This window comes from Paenibacillus sp. FSL R5-0928, assembly GCF_037970385.1.
Lineage (GTDB): Bacteria > Bacillota > Bacilli > Paenibacillales > Paenibacillaceae > Paenibacillus_AQ > Paenibacillus_AQ odorifer.
In genome coordinates this window covers 1,033,759-1,052,961 of the sequence record NZ_CP150225.1, presented here as the reverse complement: position 1 = coordinate 1,052,961, position 19,203 = coordinate 1,033,759, and the positions used below count along the sequence as shown (strand labels likewise).

Sequence of the window (19,203 nt, the reverse complement as noted above, 5' to 3'; positions counted from 1 at the left end):
AAACCGGAGGCTGTATATGCTTACTTTTGAACAAAAATTAGCGATTCTCGACTCTTACCCCCAGCTGGAACGCAAAAATGTATCCCTTGGGCGCGTGAACTATCACTACGAGGAAAGCCAGCATGATAAGAAAACCGTTGCTTTTCACCTGCATCCAAATGGTAATGGCTATGTGTTCGCAGGCTTACTGCGGGGCTACGAGACAGACGATAAGGGCTTCGTGAATATTCGCGACTACTCGGAATCCGAGCTGCGGAGTTTGCTGGATGCCTCCATCACCTCACTGTCTATTTACATTCCTGATGCTCCTGTAGCCAGCAAAAGAAAGAAAAAGGCTGCGGCAACTGCCGATACACTCTGGACTAATGATGAGGGCCATACCCTAACCCTAAAGCTTGAGGATGATTTATGGTATGTCTATGCCGACCTCAATCTGGAGATGGCGTTTGAAACGCTTGAGGAAGCTAAAGAATATTTAGCGGAAGAGGGGTTTACAGCAGCACAGGAGTAATTGTCAGACTTTAATCTACACACTAACAATAAAAGAGGTGTCTGAGCAGCCATTTATTTTGGCCGTTCGGACACCTCTTTTCTAATAAAACGATCCTTAATATACAGGTTCCGTATATATGTAACTATAAATACCCAAATCGAGCTCGGAAACCACTTCATAATCTAGTTGGAATTCTATAGTCTTATTTGATAGACCTCCTACAAAATAACTGCCCTCCACAACCAACCTATCCTTCCCTCCAACTGGGGCGACCAAGATCAGCTGTTCAGCTTTATTGGCTGGGATCACAAAGTTTTGCAGCCCACCCGTCTGATCTTGAATATATTTACGGACAGACACGAGGTTACTGCCTAATTCCGAGAGGCCGGAATTGTTGTTCCGCCATACATCAAGCGCATCTTGTTGGGATTGGTTGGAACTGACACACGCCTGATTAACTGAAAATTCCGGGATTTTATATATATTCCCGCCAATATTATCGATAACTACTTTATGGGTTACTTCCGTACAATTTTCAATTTTCAGAGTCGGCATGGGATCCTTTTCCTTTGAGAACGTCTTTATGATTTTTTGATCACCGGGCTTAAAATTTATTGAGATGTCTTTATTATCCATGTTAGAAAATTCGAGCAAGCTATACAACTGATTATTTTTAATACCGTAGTGCTTTACGTTTATAACAAACCTGTTTCTCTCATCTGATAACGATTTTGATTGCTCTTGACTTCCTACTGAAATTGTTCTGTTAACCGGAGCAATAAGCTTCTCCTCGGCAACTGGTGAGGTTATGTAAATAGATTTTGCACCTTCATCCCAAGTGACACTACTACCCAACACTTCGCTAATAAATCTTAGAGGGACGAGTGTATTATTTTGAAAATTGATTCCCTTTAAGACTTGCTCATGCTCTTTGGCGTTTACAATTACTCTTCCTTCCTTGACCAGATAAAAAATGTTAATATCCCCTTTAACCGCTGAGACCGACTTCGCATGATTATCCCATTTAATAGTTGCACCTAAAGCTTCAAATATCGACCGCATGGGTACATATGTAACTCCATCTTTCAGGATAGGACTTACATTAAAATGTAATTGCTTACCGTCCAAATAACATTTGAGATCACTGTCGTCCGCAAAGGCTTGACTTGAAGATAAAATAGCAAAACTTATCATCACCACAAAAAAAGTGATAATTTTTGAAGCAAAGTTGTGGTTTTTCATGTTCTTAATTTAGCTCCTAATCTAGAAAAATAAAGTATTACATTGCACACCTGAATATATCAAATGGCCAATCAAAATGTAAGTCTAAAAAGAAAACTACCAACCACACCCAAATTATGGTTAGATGAAGGAGAAGCCATATCCTAGAGGGAAAGAAGCGTGAACGCATATGAGTTTTGAAATCGTAGAGGCCACCATACCGGACATCCAAGCTGCATTAGAAGCCGGAGAAATTACGTCAAAACAACTAGTTCTCATGTATTATGAACGTATTGCTGATCACGACAAAAACGGCCTGACGATTAACTCTGTACTGGAGATTAATCCTGATGCGTTGTTTATCGCAGAATCTCTGGATGTGGAACGGGCAATTAATGGCCCTCGCGGCCCGCTGCACGGGATACCTGTGTTGTTGAAAGATAACATCAATACTGGGGACAAAATGCATACAAGTGCGGGTTCGCTGGCTTTGGCGAATTCTTTTGCCGGGGAAGATGCGTTTATAGTTACCAAGCTGCGTGAAGCCGGAGCCATTATTATGGGTAAAGCCAATATGACCGAATTCGCCAATTTTATGACGAACGGCATGCCCTCCGGTTACAGCTCCCGCGGCGGGCAAGTCCTTAACCCCTACAATATTTCTACGCCAACCGGCGGCTCTAGTGCTGGTTCAGCAGTAGCTGTCGCTTGTAATTTCTGTACGGTCTCTGTTGGCACAGAAACTTCAGGATCGATTCTTAATCCCGGTAATTTGGGCTCCATCATCGGCATTAAGCCAACCGTGGGGCTGCTCAGCCGTTCAGGAATCCTGCCGCTCTCCAATACACAAGACACCGCAGGGCCTATGGCTAGAACCGTTCAAGATGCCGTGTTGCTACTAAACGCCATGCTGGGCAATGATCAGCACGATGCAGCGATGGGAACAAATACAGGTAAAGTCCACGGGGATTATACTGTATTCCTTGATCCGAATGGTTTGCAGGGAGCTAGAATTGGGATACCACGTGATTATTATTTTGAGGAGCTAACAGATGAGCAGCTTGCCTTGTTCAACGCTTCCGTCAACAGGATGAGAGAGCTTGGAGCAACCATCATTGATCCCGCGGATATTAAAACCGCCCGCGAAATTAGTTACTCTTCGGTGGTATTAAACGAATTCAAAACAGCACTGAATGCTTATTTATCTCATTTGGGCCCCGGAGCACCTATGCGAACCTTGAAGGATATTATTGATTTTAATCATGCACACCCTGTGGAGACTTTGAGATTTGGTCAAGCTACGTTAATAGATGCGGAATATACCTCCTCCGGCACACAAAGCGAAGCTCAATATTTACGCCATCGTGCGACTGACCTGAAGCTGTGCAAGGAAGAAGGGATTGATGCCACTATGAAAGAATACAATCTGGATGCCCTGCTGTTCCCTGCCGATTTTGGCGCCAGAATTACTTCCAGAGCAGGATATCCGTCCCTCGTCGTTCCTTCTGGGTACACGTCGGCCGGTGCTCCCTTTGGTGTAACCTTCTCAGCAAAAGCTTATCAGGAGCCCACGCTTATCAAGCTAGCCTATGCTTATGAGCAGCATTACAAGGTGCGAAAAGCACCTTCGCTAAAAAGCTTCATTTGATTAAACCTATTCCTGGAGTGGAACAATACCTAAATGCCTGTTTCCCTCATGGGACAGACTCCATGTACGCACTTCATAGCTACGAATGCCAGACAGCACGTAAGGATCTTTTTCGGCAAGGAGAACGGCTTCTTCGCGTGAGTTCGCTCTTACAATAACCATGCCGCCAGGACAATCACTAAAGGGACCACACAGCACTAATTGTCCTTTGCGGTCCAGCTCTTGTAAATGTTTAACATGACCACGAATAATCTCCATGTCTCTACGGTCTTGATTCGTCGGGCTAAGCAAAATAACATAACAAATATCTGCTTGATTGACCTCACTCATCCTATTCTCCACCTCTCGTTCAAATAGAAACTAAAGCCCGTAACGGTGATTTCCCAATGCCGATTCGGGCTTTTTTATTTCGCGATGTCTTCGTTCGTAGCTTTATTCATAATCTCGCTGATTTTCTTCATCGGCAATATTTTGAATCTCATCAGAATGAATAAGAAACAGCTCGTAGTCCCCCTCTGCATGCAGCTTCAGCGCTCGTTCTTTAAAAAACTTCGGGCTGCCTTCCGCCGCATCCTCATCATAAAAGAGCAATATCCCGTCACTTTTGCGGAACAACAAGTCATCTCTGGCCCGGAACTGCCAGCTGCCGTCATAAGGGGCATTACTGACCGCCCTGCAAAAGTCCGCACCCGCAATAATACGTCGGTATTCCTCCTGCTTCTCTTCCTTCCACTTCTCTTCCTGTCCAGTATGCGCCGTAATGATCCCTAATTTCAATTCAGGATATTGAGTCTTGAGTTCACTTACCACCTCACAAGCCCAAAGATCGACACCATACTGGCCAGGGGTAATAATCCATTCGACGCCTTCTTCAATTAGCGGCTTTAATCTGTTAGACAGCGCCTTTTTGATATAAGGAATTCCCGGATGTTTATTGTCAAAAATACCGAGCTCATGCGCACGGTAGCCTGTTACGAGTAAATTCTTCATGTACTGCCTCTTTCCTGAACGTTGGTTATGTCTTACCATGACTTACCTTTGTAGAGTTTTATCCCACTTATATGATTATTATATAGCATTTCCTTGATCTATTTCTTTAGGCAAACTTTCAGCTGATCTTAAGCAACCTTTCAGAACCGTCTGATATATTTCTCCTAATCAATCTAAAACTATTAAGGAGAGAAAATAAATGAAGAAATTAATACCGATTATGATCTCAGGAAGTCTACTCGCTTCTCTACTATTGGCTGGCTGCAGCACGAATTCGGAGGCCGAAGGAACAGCAGTTGCCAATAACCAAGCGAAGACGGCACCCGCAGATAACACTGATGCACAGCAATCTCAAGGAAACGACAATCAACAAAACGGCAGACCCGACATGTCCATGAATTTCGGCAAGATTAAGAGTATTAGCGACAACACGATTACAATCTATACGTCAGAAATGCCTTCCCCGCCTGCACAAGGCACTGGAGGTACGGCTGGAGCCGATATGCAAAATGGTCAGGCCGGTACTCCACCGGAAAGATCCGAAGGTGATCAAGGCTCAGAAAACGGTACACCTCCAGAGGGGGGAATGCCGGAAGGAGGTGGCCCTGACGGCGGTGGACAAGGTGGTGGACCACAGGGCGGTGGGATGCAGCAAACCTTCTCCGAGCAAACCACAGATATTACAATTGATGCTGATACCAAAATTGTAACGGTGACCTCCGACAATGGCACACGTCAGGAGAACACGATCAGCTTAGCTGACCTGAAAGCTGATGACATTATCCAATATACGCTGAAATCCGATTCCACTTTGGCGGAGAGCATTACTTTAAGCAGTGGAAACCCAATGGGTACGGCTGAAGGCAAAATGAGCAGCGACTGAAACACCAAAAGATAACAGAAAAATCCCCACCTACGATCAGCTTCATAAAAGCGTTTTGTAGTGGGGATTTCAAATTTATATAGGTTAGACGAGACTCAACTATTTTTTATCCGACAAAATCAATACTCCGCGACCCGGCACAATTGCTGAACCACTGATTACATTACCAGTCAGTAGATCAGTACGCTCAGCTGGCCCAATATCCGCGCTTAAATCCCCGGCAGTGTGGTTCAGTAAGAACAAGTAAGCTACGCCATCCTTCACACGTTGAACAGATTCGATACCTTCCGGTGCAGTTACCAGCGGCTGAATGTTCTTTTCGGCACACAGATTCGCTAGGAAACCTTGCAGGAATCCAGCTTCTGGGCTAGTCGCCACATAATAAGCTTTACCTTCGCCAAATTTATTCACAGTCAGTGCAGGCATTCCTTTATAGAAATCAGAACCGTACTCCGCCAAAACTTCTGCCCCTTCGGCATGGATCAGATCGCAGAGCAGATCACATTTATAAGAACCACTCAAGCTACCCCAAGTTTTATCCAGCACGAGCTCATTGCTCATACCTGGCAGTAATGCATCAATTTCCTCTGCCCAAATTCCAAGCACCTTACGCAGTTCACCTGGATAACCTCCAACCGTCACGAGGTCGTTCTCATTAACAATACCGCTGAAATAAGTCGTAATGAATGTGCCGCCCGCTTTTACAAAGGCTTCAACCTTCTCTGCAAAACCTGGCTTGACCATGTACATTACAGGTGCGATAACAATTTCATACTTGGACAGGTTCTCTTCGACCCCGATCATGTCGGCTTCGATATTTTGCTGATAAAGCGCATCATAATATTTGTGAACTTCATTCACGTAATCCAAGGCAACCGACGGACCGCTTGATAGATCAAGTGCCCAACGATTTTCCCAATCGTAGATGATCCCTACTTTAGCCGCACTGCGCGCATCCAGTAGTTGATCTCCAAGCTGCTCCAGCTCTTTGCCCAGCTCAGCACATTCACGGAATACCCGTGTGTGTTCATGGCCCACATGCTCAATTACCGCTCCATGATACTTTTCACATGCCCCTATCGAACGACGCAGCTGGAAGAACAACACAGTATCTGCACCACGTGCTACAGCCTGGTAACTCCATAGACGCATAACGCCTGGACGTTTCAAAGAGTTGTACGGTTGCCAGTTCTGCTGGCTCGGTGTTTGCTCCATCAGCATGAACGGTTGGCCATTTTTTAATCCACGCATAAGATCATGTGTCATTGCTGTAAAGCTGACCGGTGTGTCCAGTGAAGGATAGTTGTCCCAAGAAATTACATCCATATGCTTGGCCCACTCAAAATAATCCAGCTCCGGATAAAAGCCCATCAGGTTCGTTGTAACAGGTACGTTAGTGCTGTGTTCTTTGATCGCTTCGTATTCGATTTTGTAACATTCGAGCAAGCTATAAGACATAAAACGGCGATAGTCCAACGAGATTCCTTGGAAGTTAGTACGGTTACCGTTCCATTCTTCACTCAGCTCATTTGGTACCACAATTTCTTCCCAATCATAAAACGTATGTCCCCAAAAGCGTGTATTCCAAGCCTTGTTCAAAGCATCCAACGAACCATAACGCTCCTTCAACCAGACACGGAAGGCAGCAGCGGACTGTTCGGAATAGTCATAGCCACCATATTCATTAGAAATATGCCAAGCTACCAGTGCCGGATGATCCTTGTAGCGTTCTGCAAGCTTACCAGCCAGCTTCGCTGCATACTTGCGGTAAACTGAACTGTTCGGATTGGAGTTATGTCGTCCGCCGAACTTACGTTTTCTGCCCTGCACATCGACACGGGTCACTTCAGGATAACGATGAGCCATCCAAGCTGGATGTGCTCCTGTTCCTGTAGCTAGACATACATAAGTTCCATTTTTATATAGTCTATCCATTAATTCATCCAATGAGGAGAAGTCATAAGTATCTTCGGAAGGTTGGATTAAAGCCCAGGAAAACACATTAATTGTGGCAACATCAATTCCCGCCAGCTTGAACATCCGTTCATCCTCAGCCCATACAGGCGCATCCCATTGCTCCGGATTGTAATCTCCACCGTACCAAATTTTAGGTAATTTATCGTTAATCACACTTCGCACACCCTTTATAGTATAATTATATATCTATTGTAAATGGTTAAGGTTGCCCTTTAAATATAAAATAATATCTCATATATATAAGAATATAGAACTAACAGGAGAGGATAACATTGTCCGAAATCATGCATCGCAGGATCGTATTCGTCCATGAAGGTGGACAGCACTTGCCAATCACTTTAGACAGTATGGGGCACAATCATGATCAGGAAAAAGTATCCCGCCCCGATGGCTATGACACGTATCATTGGCTTCAGACCTCAGAAGGTGAAGGGATCATCCATTTTGATAATAAAACCTTTTCCCTGCCCGAAGGCAGCGGCGTATTACTACTTCCTTATACACCCCATCGTTATGAGGCTTCCACCAAAAACTGGGGCACCTATTATCTAACATTCGGTGGCGATTCGGCACAATCTATTTTGGAGACGCTTGGGATGAATAGTAATTCTTTTTACCGTTGGGAAAATGAAGCGCCTCTCCCCAATCTGCTGAAGGAAATGCTGGATCGTCATGATGCCTATCAGGATATGTTTGGTCTCGGCGCCTCCACAGATGCTTATCGTTTTTTGCTTACTTTGAGTAAATATGGCCAGCTTCATAATAATACGGCGATTTCCCGCAATGTAGATAAGCTGCAGCCACTGCTAAAATGGATGGACAGCCATTATGGCGATCCTGATCTCGGACTGAACGATCTAGCCGATGAACTAGGGGTATCTGGGCGCTATCTTAACAACCTATTCGTCCAAACTTTCGGCCTCTCGCCTTATGCCTATTTCGTACGTTTACGCATCCGCAAAAGCAAAGAAATGCTCGTAAGCCAACCCGATCTTACGGTAAAAGCTATCTCCCAGCTAGTCGGCTTCCGCGATGTCAGTCACTATGTAGCCACATTTCGCAAGCAATCCGGGACTACGCCGGAGCAATTTAGACGCCTGCATTAAAAATGTCCCGCCCACTGTGGAAAAATTGCTCGCTGGGAATATGCGGCTAGAACGTAGTAAGAGTATGGTATGCGCTACTATTGTGTAGAAATGGGCGGTGCGGTACGGTACGTTGGCTGGGTGCATTTGGCTGCGAGTGTGCGGCACCTCTGAGCTGGATCGTGTAGATCTGTACATGATGGGAGTCTATGTGGAAATCTGATCATGTTGGAGTCCATGCGGAAATCTGATCATGTTATGGACTTCATTTGGAAATCTGATCATGTTATGGACTTCATGTGGAAATCTGATCATGTTGGACTTCATGTGGAAATCTGATCATGATGGAGTCCATTGTGCAGCTCTCTTCAGTTCAGTATGAGTAAGTCAGACGAAATAATTGCACTTTGTACACTTAAAATAGCCTGCACGGCAGAGATTATCCATATAAGTGTATTCTGTGCAACTATATTCTCGGAATATGGCCTTGCAGCGGGATTAGCCAATTTTTAGCTGCACAAAGTGCAACTAAAACCAATTAAACACTCCAACACTTCAAATAAGTGTACGAAGTGCAACTATTTTCTGTTGTGCTTCTGTTAAAGTTTCTGCATGCCCTACTCCACTCATTTTTTACTCCACACTTCCACTTACTTCACTATTCCTACTCCACACATTCCCCTACACCGCTCTTCCCTTACTCCACACATCCCTCGCTCCATCTTCACCAACCTTCACTTCACCCTACTCCAAACATTCCTCACTCCACTTGGCTCTCTCCTGCCACACTCCCAAACCCACTCCAATAACTTTTTACTCAAAACCACTCAAATCTCCAGCACCTCTACGCCATACGGCTCGAGCTGGAGCTTTCCCGATCGAATCTTATTATCCAGCAGGCTGCTGTATTCTCGTGGCAACGGAACGATCACCGACTCGCGGCTCAGGTTAAGCAGGAACAAGAAGCTTCCCTGATCTCCAGTCCGCACAGAGGCTTGTACTCCGTTTGGCAATCCTTCAAAGCGTAACAACCCTTTTTCCTTAGCCAGGTTCTCCAATAGAACTGTCCAGTATTGCTCGTCCGCATGAGTTCCGAAGTAATAAACCTGACCTTTACCGAAGGAATTAACAGTTACAGCGGGTGTGCCGCGATAGAAATCATCACCATACCAAGCAATCGGCTGGGCCACTACCGGCCGGAGAATGTCGCACCACTGCGTACATTCGTATTGGTTACCCTCCGCATCCATGATGGCATGTGTTTCAGCGCCAATCGGATCATACTCCAGCACTTCAACGCCGGTACAGTAGCTCAGCTGCCCGGGCAGCGGTTGCATGACTGCGATGTTGTTTATATTTTTGACACCACTACGGTTGGTGATCAGCAAGGTCCCGCCAGCGAGGGCAAAATCCTCCAGATTACGTACGATCTCCTCATCCAGCAAATATAAATTCGGAGCGATCACTACTTTATATCCATCAAGCGGTTGTCTGAGGTCGATAACATCGCAGCCGATGCCAAGCCTGGTTACCGCCCGGTGAATCTGCTTAATGTTCTCATAATAATCAAAGCCCTCTGCCTGCGGCTGAATATCCAGTGCGGCCTTCTCTTCATGGGAATGGAGGATAGCCACTTCGTTTTTCAGCATCGTTCCTTGGAGCTTGTCGCTCAGCCTATTAACCTCATGACATAGCTGCGTGAACTCCGCTAATCTGCGTCCCGGAACATTGCTGTGGTCAATCAGCCCGTGCCAGAATTGTTCTGCTCCTGAAGTTGCACTTCTCCAGCGAAAATGAACAACCGTATCCGCACCTCTAGCAATCGCCTGCCATGCATAGGCACGAATCAGTCCTGGATAAGGGGTTCGCCACATCGGCATCCAACAACCCGGCGATCCACTCAGCTGCTCCATAATCCAGAAGTTTTGACGTTTGATGCCACGGGTTACGTCCAATGAAAGCGCTCCGCTATAAGGCGTCGTATCTTGTTTGGTTGGCGAAGTATTCGGATAATAATCAAACGCAGCCACATCCAGATCTGCACCCACTGCGTACATATCGAGACGCTGCGGATAGCTGTGAAAGTTATGGGTTATGAAATGCTCTGGACAAATCATACGCAAAATATTGATCTGCGCCGTCTGAAACGCTACCACCGAATCCCACTGAAACCGCTGAAAGTCCAGTAGAAAAGAGGGATTCTGATGAGGTGATCCGCCCAGCGGCACGGTAAGCTCATTCCAATCGCTGTACTCCCCGCTCCAAACTACGGTTCCCCATTCTGCATTGACCTCATCCAGTGTTCCGTATTTAGCTTGTACCCATGCTCGAAAAGCAGTATTACAAGCGTCACAATGACAATCCAACATGCCAAATTCATTATCAGTCTGCCAGCCTATGACGGCCGGGTGTTCACTGTAACGCTCGGCAAGACGCAGAATAATACGGCTGCCATACTCACGCAGTGATGTGCTGTTATAGCAGCGGTGTCCACGTACCCCCGGGTGAAAGGTCTCTCCATTAGCAAACACCGGAAGCACATCTGGAAATTTCGTCGTTAACCATCTTGGCGGTGTAGCTGTTGGCGTACCCATCACAACCTGCAGATCATATTGATGAAAAAGGTTCAGCGCGCGGTCCAGCCACTCGAACTGGTAATTCCCCTCAGTTGGCTCCAGTCGACTCCATGCGAACTCAGCAACCCGGACTACTTTAACACCTGTTTCTTTCATCAACTTGATATCTGGTTCCCACATGGATTCATCCCAATGCTCCGGGTAATAGTCCACACCCATCTGAACATGATCATATCGTTTCATTGGCGCTTCTCCCCATCCCTTGATATTCAGCCCTGTTTCCCAAAAAAAGCGCTCCCCGTCTCAAATTGATGAGGTATACGGAGAGCGCTTCTGTTAACCACTAATATCCATTAAATCTTCTCTATAAATGTGCTTTACTTATTTTTTAAGCTTGTCCCATGCAGCTTGCATACCAGTCATCCAGCCGTTAACGTCAACCTTGTCAGCGATGAACTGTTGGATCACGCTGGCAAATTCTTGCGTTACACCATCAGGGAATTTGGAGGATTGCAGGCCATAAACTTTGTTTTCTTTTACATAGTTCCATACGTCTGCTCCAAGCATACCGATGTCTTCAGGTGTTGCTTCGATTGTGGACAAAGCAGGGATGAATTTCCATTTTTTAACGATATACTCTTTACCCATATCGGAAGTTACCAACCAGTTCAAGAAAGTTTTTGCTTCTTCTTTAGAACCGGATTCTTTGTTGACTACAAGGTTCGCAGGGATACCAACAGTCATTTTGTCATTCTTCTCAGCATCTTCATTGATTGGCATAGGGAACATACCAATGTTCATATCAGGAGTGATGTTATCAACAAGAGTTTGTGCCCAGTTACCTTCTTGCATCATTGCAGTTTCGCCTTTTGCGAACATTGCCAGGTGAGTGTTAGCATCTGTGGTCAAAGGATTCTTTTGTCCGTATTGTAAAGTCAGTTTGAGATACTTGCTCCACTCTTCAAACGTTTTATTTCCTACAATTGTACCAGTTCCTTCATTCAAACCTTTGATGAATTCATCTACATTATCTTGTTGTGCAAAGGCTACGCTGATCCCTTGGTTACCTAGCAGCCACCATTCCTGATATGCATTACCAAAAGGAGTTACGTCGATAGCTTGCAGCTTTTTAGCTGCTTCTTCAAGCTGTGACAATGTTTTTGGAGTTTCAGTGATTCCCGCTTTAGCGAACAAGTCCTTGTTATACACAATACCGATACCCTCTAGGTTCATTGCCATACCGTATACTTTGCCATCTTTAGTCATAGGCTCTGCAGCCATAGGAATCAGATCTTTTACCCAAGGTTGGTCGGACAGATCTTCCATCTTGTCTCCCCAAAGTTCCATTTCTGCATATCCACCATTGGAAAAAATATCAGGCGCATCGCCGGAAGCGAATTTAGTTTTCAATGCTGCTGCGTAGTCCGCACCACCACCAACTGTTTGGATATCCAGCTTGATGTTAGGGTATTCTTTTTCGAATTCAACCTTAAGCTCATTGAGGCCTTCTACGATTTCAGTTTTGAATTGGAAGATCTTTACGGTCTTCACTTCACCTGAATTTGTGCCAGCGCTTCCATTTTGTGAGTTACTAGAAGCGTTATTATTACCACCACATGCTGTTAGAGCTAAACTCATTGCCATTACTGCTGATAGAGCAACTGCGGAGTGTTTCTTCTTCATTATATATTCCCCCTTAAAATAGTGGACTGCTTAAAAAATATTTGGAACGAAGGGCTCGGTGTTAACCTTTCACCGAGCCAGCCGCTATTCCCTCAACAATGTAACGTTGCATAAACAGGTAGAAAATGATAATTGGTGCGACCCCGATTACGAGAGCCGGAAGTGCCATATCCCATTGTTTGGTGTATTGACCAAAGAAGGAGAAAGTCGCCAGTGGAATGGTCCGAAGCTCTGGTGCCTGAAGAATCAAGGATGGCAACAGATAGTCATTCCATATTCCAAGTGCGTTTAGCACGATCGTTGTCATCACCATTGGCTTCAGCAAAGGAAGCACAATACGGAAGAACACGGTAATAGGATTACATCCATCTACTGTAGCCGCCTCTTCAATTTCAAGAGGAACGGACTTGATAAAGCCGTGGAACAGGAAGATCGCCATCGGAACACTGATCCCTAGATTCGTGATAATCAAACCAAGGAAAGAGTTGTTTACTCCAATAACATTTACGACCTTCAGAATTGGAATCATGATCGTTTGAAACGGAACTACCATTGCCGCTACAAATATAAGCAGCAAGAACTGATTGAATTTCGTATTCGCCCGAACCATACGATAGGATGCCATCGCACTGAACAGAGAGATTAGAATAACACTGATCACTGTGATAATAACCGAGTTTCGGAAAGCTTCACCGAAACGGGCTAATTTCCAGGCGGTTGAATAGTTCGACCACATAAATACTTTTGGCCAGCTTGCCGCATCACTCAGAATTTCACCGAAGGATTTCACCGAGTTTGCGAGCAAGAAATAGAATGGAGAGAGAAAGAGCAGGGCCAGAAGGATCATTATCACTTCCGTGCCAATATTCCATCTCTTTTTTTCTGTAGGTTTCATTACGCTTCAACCTCCTTGCTCTTCGTGATACGGACCTGAATCAGAGTAATGATGGCTACAATTACAAAGAACAGCAGCGCTTTTGCAGTACCCAGCCCGTAACGATTGTTCAGGAAGGCTTCATTGTAAATATTCATAGCAACGGATTCCGTCGATTTGAACGGTCCGCCCTTCGTCAAGGACAAGTTAAGGTCAAACATTTTGAATGACCAGGAAATGGCCAAGAATAATCCGATAGTTACAGCAGGCATAATTAGTGGAACTACGATATTGCGTAGCACCTGCCAACGGGAAGCCCCATCAATATCAGCCGCTTCTAGTACTTCTTTAGATACGTTACTCAACGAGGCAATGTAGATAACCATTAGATAACCGGAAGACTGCCAAACAAAGACCATTACAATCGCCCAGAATCCTGTTGTGGCATCACCGAGCCAAGGAAGATTAAAGAAGGACCATCCTGTAAGGTCGCCCATAGTGGCGAACCCTTTGATGAAGATAAATTGCCAGATGAAACCAAGCAACAATCCCCCGATCACGTTCGGCATAAAGAAAATGGTCCGAAGCATGTTACGTGTCTTTAAAGGTTTAGTTAACAGATAAGCCAAGAAGAAGCCTACCACGTTAGTCAAAATCACACCTAACACCGTAAATCTTACCGTAAACCAAAAGGAAGACCAGAAGTCAGGGTCATTTGAGAAAATAGTGGAAAAGTTTTGAAATCCGACCCAACTTACATTACCGGATACACCGTTCCAATCTGTGAAAGAGTAATACATCCCCATCAAAAATGGGATAATCGTTATTAAGGTAAAAAACAAAACTGCCGGACCAACGAAAAAAAGCTGTTGACCTAACTGGGACAACTTAGTGCCGCGCATTTATTGCCCCCCCCTTTCTTTTGCTCACTTACTTGTTTATGCTTTATACACATATTATCTGTTTTTTTCAGGGTACCTCACACCTACTAAAGTGATCTTTCAGGTGTAAAATATTGATCGGATGTGACAAATTTCGATGAAATGGAACACGATTCGCACAAAATTGATCGTTTTTATCCTACTGCCAACGTTAATTTGTATTATGGCCACCATGTTTATTAGCTATCACTATAGCACTCAATCCCTAAGAACAAGGGCAGTAGACGAGAATACGAACCTCCTCTTTCAAGGCAATAGAAACATCGAAAGTCTGATTCAGGAGATCAATCGTCTCTCCCTTATCGTTTATTCAGATTCAGATTTCTACAGACTGCTCGAAGCGGGATATGAGGATATGGCAGCAAATACACGAATTTATTCTTCTCTAAATTACATTTCTTCATCCATGCCAGATATATCCCAGGTGTATCTGTACGGTGCCAAGGATAGAAAAGCCACTTTGCTCACCCAGAATACACCCAAACGTTGGCAGGGTATTCCTCCCTATGCCGACTCAGACATCACTAGCAGTTCTCCTGTGGTTATACAAAGTACACATATAAGTCACAGCTACGGCCTAACTTCACCTATCCCGCAACTCATACCGGAACCTGTGTTCACATTGCATAGACGAATTGAAAGGATTCCAACTACCACTCCAATCGGCTTCCTGTCGATCGATGTTAAGCTAACGGCTCTTACCGACATCGTCAGTCAGTTATATGATCAGAAACAGGAAAACATTTGGCTGCTGGATGGCGATGGCAAGATTGTATACGGAAGCAACAGTGAGGAATACGGCAAGCGTCTACATGCCTCCTGGTACAACAAGCAAATCGCTACCAATCAAAGCTCCCAAGGGTATTTTGAAGAGGAAGATGCTGTGTTTATTTACCAGAGAATCGAAACCCAAGGTTTAAATTGGACCCTCGTGAAGCAGATTCCTACGTCCTATCTCTTCCGGGAAGCCAATGAGGCGGCAGCGATCAATATAATCCTCCTTGTTCTACTTTTGATTACAATTGCCACGTTAACGACCCTGATCTCTTTTCGAATCACGGCTCCTATCAAGCAGTTGACTCGTTACATGAATCAGGTGCAGACCGGTAATCTTGATGTTGAAATTCAACCTATGGGCAAAGATGAGATTGGCGTGGTTACCGAGCGATTCCGCAGTATGATGGACACGATCAACAACCTGATCCTAAGGGAGTACAAGCTGGAATTGTCCAATAAAACCAATGAACTGCGGGCACTGCAAGCACAAATCAACCCGCATTTTCTGAATAACACGTTGCAAATCATTGGCACGCTGGCCTTAGAGCTTAAAGTGCCCCAAATTTACTCACTTCTTTCAGCTCTAGCCAAAATGATGCGCTACAGCATGTACAATGAGGAGAAGATCGTAACTGTTAGGGATGAGCTGGATCATGTCAAAGCCTACATTGAACTGCAAAAGGAACGTTTTGAAAATAAGTTCAGTTTCCGCTACGATATGGAGGAATCACTTTTAGAGACGTTTATGCCGAAAATGATTTTACAGCCTATTGTAGAAGATTATTTCAAACACGGCTTTAATCTTTCCCGCAGTGACGGATTCATTGAAATCACCGCAGCAAGAGTGGATGACAACCGGATGGAAATCTGTATCCAAAATAACGGAAATGCGATCCCTTCAGCGAAGTTAGATCTTTTAAAGCAGAAGCTACAGCATCCTACTAGAACAGATATAGATTTATTAAGAAATACAGAGCAAACCAAGGAAGCTACAGGATCAGGTATTGGTCTGCCGAACGTTCTGGCTCGACTCAAGTTTGTGTGCGGAGATAGTGCCACTTTAACTGTTGATAACCTTAGAGCGGGTGGAGTATTAGTGAAATTGGAAATTGAAATTATAGCGGAGCGTGAAAAGATATGAAGGCGTTGATTGTTGATGACGAGGCAAGAGTTAGAAAGGCAGTCAGACTGCTTGTCGACTGGGACGCCCATCAAATCGATGAAATTCTGGAAGCCGGAAATGGAAATGAAGCCATCGAGATCATCCGGCAGGCTAAACCAGCATTAGTCATTATGGATATGATGATGGAATCAGGTAATGGGATAGAGTTAATGACCTGGGTGAACGAATTCGCCGGCAACACTAAGTTTATTGTAGTCAGCGGACATAATGATTTTGAGTTCGTACGTCAGACTGTGCGGCATGGCGGGATTGATTATATCCTGAAGCCCATCGAAGCCGAGGCAATCAATGTAGCGGTAGCTAAAGCAGTTGCAGCCTGGCGCTCAGAAGAAGATGACCGAAGCGAGCGGCAGAAACAGAGTATTCAGCTTAATGAGTTCAAGCCCATTTATGGGGAAAAGCTATTATCCGCACTAATTGATGATCCGATCAATTCTGATTTATCTTTGCGGAGGTTATGCAGTGATGGTATCATTCCGGAAAACATCCATTCCGCTCGGTTAATATTGGTGCAGACAGATGCGGGTAACAATCCGTTGATTAAACGTTTTGGCGGAGACACCGAGTTAATGAACTACGCTATCGTCAACATTTGTAATGAATTTTTGCACAGTCCGCATAAGGGTGTTGCTTTTCGTTATTGGGGAGGTCCTCCGGAGATTGCAATTATTCTGTGGGATATTCAGACCTCTGTGGTCGAGCTAATAGGCAGAATCAATCATGGCATCTACTCTACCTTGCAGGTCCGAATGCATTTTGGAATCAGCAGCATCGGCAACTTACCTAAGCAGTTACCTTATCAGCGTGCAGAGGTGGCAGAGGCATTACAGCGCCGAAACTTATTAATTCATGAGGATTACTGCCATTTCTCCTCTTCCTCCGAAGAATTCAGAGATCGTAAAGAGATCGCCAAAGCAGAGGTTCGCGGTAATGTATCAACAACGAACTTTGCTGACGTCAAGGAAGATTGGAAAATGGCAGTCATCAGCGGAAGTCCAGAGATATTATCAACAGCTGCGCAGCACTGGGTAGATGAGCTTAGCCGAGGCGGAGTTGTGACACCAGAAATCCTAAACTCATGGAAAAATGATGCTCTACTATTTCGTTCCCAGCTGGTACGGGAAATGTTAGGCCCTGAAGCTGAAGGTGCACTGGCCGAGCTTGAACAGGCCGACCAGCTTCACCCAGCTCCTTATACGAACGGTTACTCGTTCTCCTTATTCGCTTGGCGTGACTGGTCGTATACCCTAATGCAGGAGCTGGCCGAAGTAATCGCCCTGAAACAAGCTAAAGAACGTAATCCGATGCATGATATCGTCAAATATATCGAGCTTAATTATGCTTCCGACCTGTCCTTACAGGAAGTGGCCGGAAAGTTTTTTGTTAGCCGTGAATATATTTCCCGCCGATTCAAACAGGAATACGGTATTAACTTTTCCGACTTTATTGTTAATATCCGAATAGATAAAGCTAAGCTGCTATTGCAGAATCCTCGTCTGAAGCTGACCCAAATCTCCGAAATGGTCGGTTTTCATGATGTTAAATATTTCAGCAAAGTGTTTAAGAAGCAGGTCGGATCTTCACCTAAGGACTACCGGGACACATTTAAGAGTTGATCAATACCAGTTTAAAAAGGCGTCCGCAACCGTCTTACCGGCTATGCCGTTCGGATGCGGGTCGTCTTGTCCACTCATATATTCCGGTCTGATCCGGTGATCGTCTGGTGCAGGCAACGATAATAGGCTTGCTATATCAAACACACGGTCTACTCCAGCAGGTGGGTTAGTCAGGATTTCATGATTCACTCTACGCCAAGTTTCTTCTCTTGCCTCCTGAAAATTAAACGGCGGCACCGTACTTAGAATAATACTAGCATCAGCATTTGCTGTTTTGATCTTAGCAATAATAGTTGTCAGATCACCAAGTAACTCATCTGCAGAGCGGCAGCCAATATCAATATCATTTACGCCGAGGACAATCATCAGTTCATCACTCTGTTTAGCTTTGTGAAGCCAAGGGCCATCCGCAGCCACATCATACGCTCTAGCCCAGCCTGAGCCGAGATTCCATACGCCAATCTCTGCACCAAGACCATCCGCAATTCTCGCTGCCCAATATTCGTATCCGTCCTTTAATGTCCGCACACCTTGAGTAATCGAATCTCCCAAAAATACTAGCTTCTTATTCACAGCTTTCTTATACCCGATATAGCTTGGCAGTACCAGAAGCTTGTCGGATTCTGTAAATCCATCGGCTGATTCCTGTGCAGCCAGATTTCCGGGCGCATCATAAGCGGTTGCCAGCATGCCTTCTACATTGAAAGGAATGGATTTGCCCGCAGCGGTTGTCTTAATCGTCCATGTAAAAGCTAAGTAATGGCCATCGGGTAGATTAATGCTTGTCTCATCACTCCAGAAGCATTCACCGGCCGCTACTGGTTTGGAGACATTGCCTTCAAAGGTGACAGCATGTTGGGTATGTTCAATAATAGCTCCGTTTGGCTCAGTTCCTCCATCAGCGATAAAAGCCGATTCGATCACCCAACTGCCCCCAGGTTCACTACCCGAAGCTTCAAGCCCTTGGTCCCAGGTGGAATCCACTGCATTGCTATGCCAAAATTTTAGCTGCAACGGGCCGTTTTCCCGTAACCGAATATAAGTCCGGAAGGTATGTGTAAAAGGTTCTTGCCTATTCATAATAAAATTAGCGGCGGTTGAAAGAACCGTAGCAGAGGTATAGTCCGTCTGATTCAAAACTCCACTTCCCTTAATTAAATTAGTATTCATAACGTTTCCCCCGTTATTAGTTAAGATTGTAACACTAAAACCTCTCCTATAGACCAGGGAATAGATCGTTCACCCAGTCTACAAGA

The 19,203-nt window shown here is 44.9% G+C and carries 15 protein-coding genes; 6 read left to right on the top strand and 9 right to left on the bottom strand.

The window, feature by feature from the left end:
• The first annotated feature begins 16 nt into the window (after positions 1-16).
• Complete coding sequence (locus MKZ16_RS04530; protein WP_038568853.1) at positions 17-511, top strand: hypothetical protein; 495 nt, start codon at positions 17-19, stop codon at positions 509-511.
• 96 nt (positions 512-607) lie between these two features.
• Here MKZ16_RS04530 and MKZ16_RS04525 read toward each other — a convergent pair whose 3' ends face one another.
• Positions 608-1,735 (bottom strand): copper amine oxidase N-terminal domain-containing protein, encoded by a 1,128-nt coding sequence (locus tag MKZ16_RS04525; protein ID WP_076105404.1) that lies wholly within the window; start codon positions 1,733-1,735, stop codon positions 608-610.
• A 169-nt stretch (positions 1,736-1,904) separates the two neighbouring features.
• Between MKZ16_RS04525 and MKZ16_RS04520 the strand changes: the two genes are divergently transcribed.
• Positions 1,905-3,362, top strand: coding sequence for an amidase family protein (locus MKZ16_RS04520; RefSeq protein WP_076105405.1), 1,458 nt, complete (start codon positions 1,905-1,907; stop codon positions 3,360-3,362).
• Positions 3,363-3,368: 6 nt separating this feature from the next.
• Here the strand turns inward: MKZ16_RS04520 and MKZ16_RS04515 are convergent, their stop codons facing one another.
• Positions 3,369-3,692, bottom strand: coding sequence for a YciI family protein (locus tag MKZ16_RS04515; RefSeq protein WP_051491142.1), 324 nt, complete (start codon positions 3,690-3,692; stop codon positions 3,369-3,371).
• 102 nt (positions 3,693-3,794) lie between these two features.
• Complete coding sequence (locus MKZ16_RS04510; RefSeq protein WP_038568847.1) at positions 3,795-4,352, bottom strand: DUF1273 domain-containing protein; 558 nt, start codon at positions 4,350-4,352, stop codon at positions 3,795-3,797.
• Positions 4,353-4,551: 199 nt separating this feature from the next.
• On the opposite strand from MKZ16_RS04510, the gene MKZ16_RS04505 reads away from it, so the two are divergent.
• Positions 4,552-5,235, top strand: a complete 684-nt coding sequence (locus tag MKZ16_RS04505) for a hypothetical protein (protein ID WP_076105406.1) — start codon at positions 4,552-4,554, stop codon at positions 5,233-5,235.
• A gap of 99 nt (positions 5,236-5,334) precedes the next feature.
• Here the strand turns inward: MKZ16_RS04505 and MKZ16_RS04500 are convergent, their stop codons facing one another.
• Positions 5,335-7,365 carry a beta-galactosidase gene (locus tag MKZ16_RS04500; protein ID WP_076105407.1) on the bottom strand — a complete coding sequence of 677 codons (2,031 nt, stop codon included), beginning with the start codon at positions 7,363-7,365 and terminating at the stop codon, positions 5,335-5,337.
• A gap of 119 nt (positions 7,366-7,484) precedes the next feature.
• Here MKZ16_RS04500 and MKZ16_RS04495 point away from each other — a divergent pair, with 119 nt between their 5' ends.
• Entirely contained in the window at positions 7,485-8,318 is an 834-nt protein-coding gene (locus MKZ16_RS04495; protein WP_244886422.1) for an AraC family transcriptional regulator, read from the top strand.
• Between the two features lie 806 nt (positions 8,319-9,124).
• Here the strand turns inward: MKZ16_RS04495 and MKZ16_RS04490 are convergent.
• The 4 genes from MKZ16_RS04490 to MKZ16_RS04475 all read right to left on the bottom strand — a co-directional run bounded on the left by MKZ16_RS04490 (position 9,125) and on the right by MKZ16_RS04475 (position 14,332).
• Positions 9,125-11,116 carry a beta-galactosidase gene (locus MKZ16_RS04490; protein WP_076105408.1) on the bottom strand — a complete coding sequence of 664 codons (1,992 nt, stop codon included), beginning with the start codon at positions 11,114-11,116 and terminating at the stop codon, positions 9,125-9,127.
• A 138-nt stretch (positions 11,117-11,254) separates the two neighbouring features.
• The gene (locus MKZ16_RS04485; RefSeq protein WP_094902687.1) at positions 11,255-12,556 is read right to left on the bottom strand and encodes an extracellular solute-binding protein; all 1,302 of its coding nucleotides are present in this window, start codon (positions 12,554-12,556) and stop codon (positions 11,255-11,257) included.
• 61 nt (positions 12,557-12,617) lie between these two features.
• Complete coding sequence (locus tag MKZ16_RS04480; RefSeq protein WP_036680774.1) at positions 12,618-13,451, bottom strand: carbohydrate ABC transporter permease; 834 nt, start codon at positions 13,449-13,451, stop codon at positions 12,618-12,620.
• Complete coding sequence (locus tag MKZ16_RS04475; RefSeq protein ID WP_036680772.1) at positions 13,451-14,332, bottom strand: sugar ABC transporter permease; 882 nt, start codon at positions 14,330-14,332, stop codon at positions 13,451-13,453. Before MKZ16_RS04475 ends, MKZ16_RS04480 begins: the two co-directional genes overlap by 1 nt.
• A gap of 136 nt (positions 14,333-14,468) precedes the next feature.
• Between MKZ16_RS04475 and MKZ16_RS04470 the strand changes: the two genes are divergently transcribed.
• The gene (locus MKZ16_RS04470) at positions 14,469-16,289 is read left to right on the top strand and encodes a sensor histidine kinase (protein WP_076105409.1); all 1,821 of its coding nucleotides are present in this window, start codon (positions 14,469-14,471) and stop codon (positions 16,287-16,289) included.
• Entirely contained in the window at positions 16,286-17,947 is a 1,662-nt protein-coding gene (locus tag MKZ16_RS04465) for a helix-turn-helix domain-containing protein (RefSeq protein ID WP_076105410.1), read from the top strand. The genes MKZ16_RS04470 and MKZ16_RS04465 overlap by 4 nt, the downstream gene beginning before the upstream one ends.
• Here the strand turns inward: MKZ16_RS04465 and MKZ16_RS04460 are convergent, their stop codons facing one another.
• Positions 17,948-19,117, bottom strand: coding sequence for a GDSL-type esterase/lipase family protein (locus tag MKZ16_RS04460; protein WP_076099536.1), 1,170 nt, complete (start codon positions 19,115-19,117; stop codon positions 17,948-17,950). It abuts the gene before it with no gap.
• Positions 19,118-19,203 lie beyond the last annotated feature (86 nt).

Coding starts and splice junctions, on each gene's coding strand:
- MKZ16_RS04505 (WP_076105406.1), top strand. CDS start 4,552: ATGAAGAAATTAATACCGATTATGATCTCAGGAAGTCTACTCGCTTCT.
- MKZ16_RS04480 (WP_036680774.1), bottom strand. CDS start 13,451: ATGAAACCTACAGAAAAAAAGAGATGGAATATTGGCACGGAAGTGATA.
- MKZ16_RS04475 (WP_036680772.1), bottom strand. CDS start 14,332: ATGCGCGGCACTAAGTTGTCCCAGTTAGGTCAACAGCTTTTTTTCGTT.
- MKZ16_RS04530 (WP_038568853.1), top strand. CDS start 17: ATGCTTACTTTTGAACAAAAATTAGCGATTCTCGACTCTTACCCCCAG.
- MKZ16_RS04485 (WP_094902687.1), bottom strand. CDS start 12,556: ATGAAGAAGAAACACTCCGCAGTTGCTCTATCAGCAGTAATGGCAATG.
- MKZ16_RS04520 (WP_076105405.1), top strand. CDS start 1,905: ATGAGTTTTGAAATCGTAGAGGCCACCATACCGGACATCCAAGCTGCA.
- MKZ16_RS04460 (WP_076099536.1), bottom strand. CDS start 19,117: ATGAATACTAATTTAATTAAGGGAAGTGGAGTTTTGAATCAGACGGAC.
- MKZ16_RS04525 (WP_076105404.1), bottom strand. CDS start 1,735: ATGAAAAACCACAACTTTGCTTCAAAAATTATCACTTTTTTTGTGGTG.
- MKZ16_RS04490 (WP_076105408.1), bottom strand. CDS start 11,116: ATGAAACGATATGATCATGTTCAGATGGGTGTGGACTATTACCCGGAG.
- MKZ16_RS04515 (WP_051491142.1), bottom strand. CDS start 3,692: ATGAGTGAGGTCAATCAAGCAGATATTTGTTATGTTATTTTGCTTAGC.
- MKZ16_RS04465 (WP_076105410.1), top strand. CDS start 16,286: ATGAAGGCGTTGATTGTTGATGACGAGGCAAGAGTTAGAAAGGCAGTC.
- MKZ16_RS04510 (WP_038568847.1), bottom strand. CDS start 4,352: ATGAAGAATTTACTCGTAACAGGCTACCGTGCGCATGAGCTCGGTATT.
- MKZ16_RS04470 (WP_076105409.1), top strand. CDS start 14,469: ATGAAATGGAACACGATTCGCACAAAATTGATCGTTTTTATCCTACTG.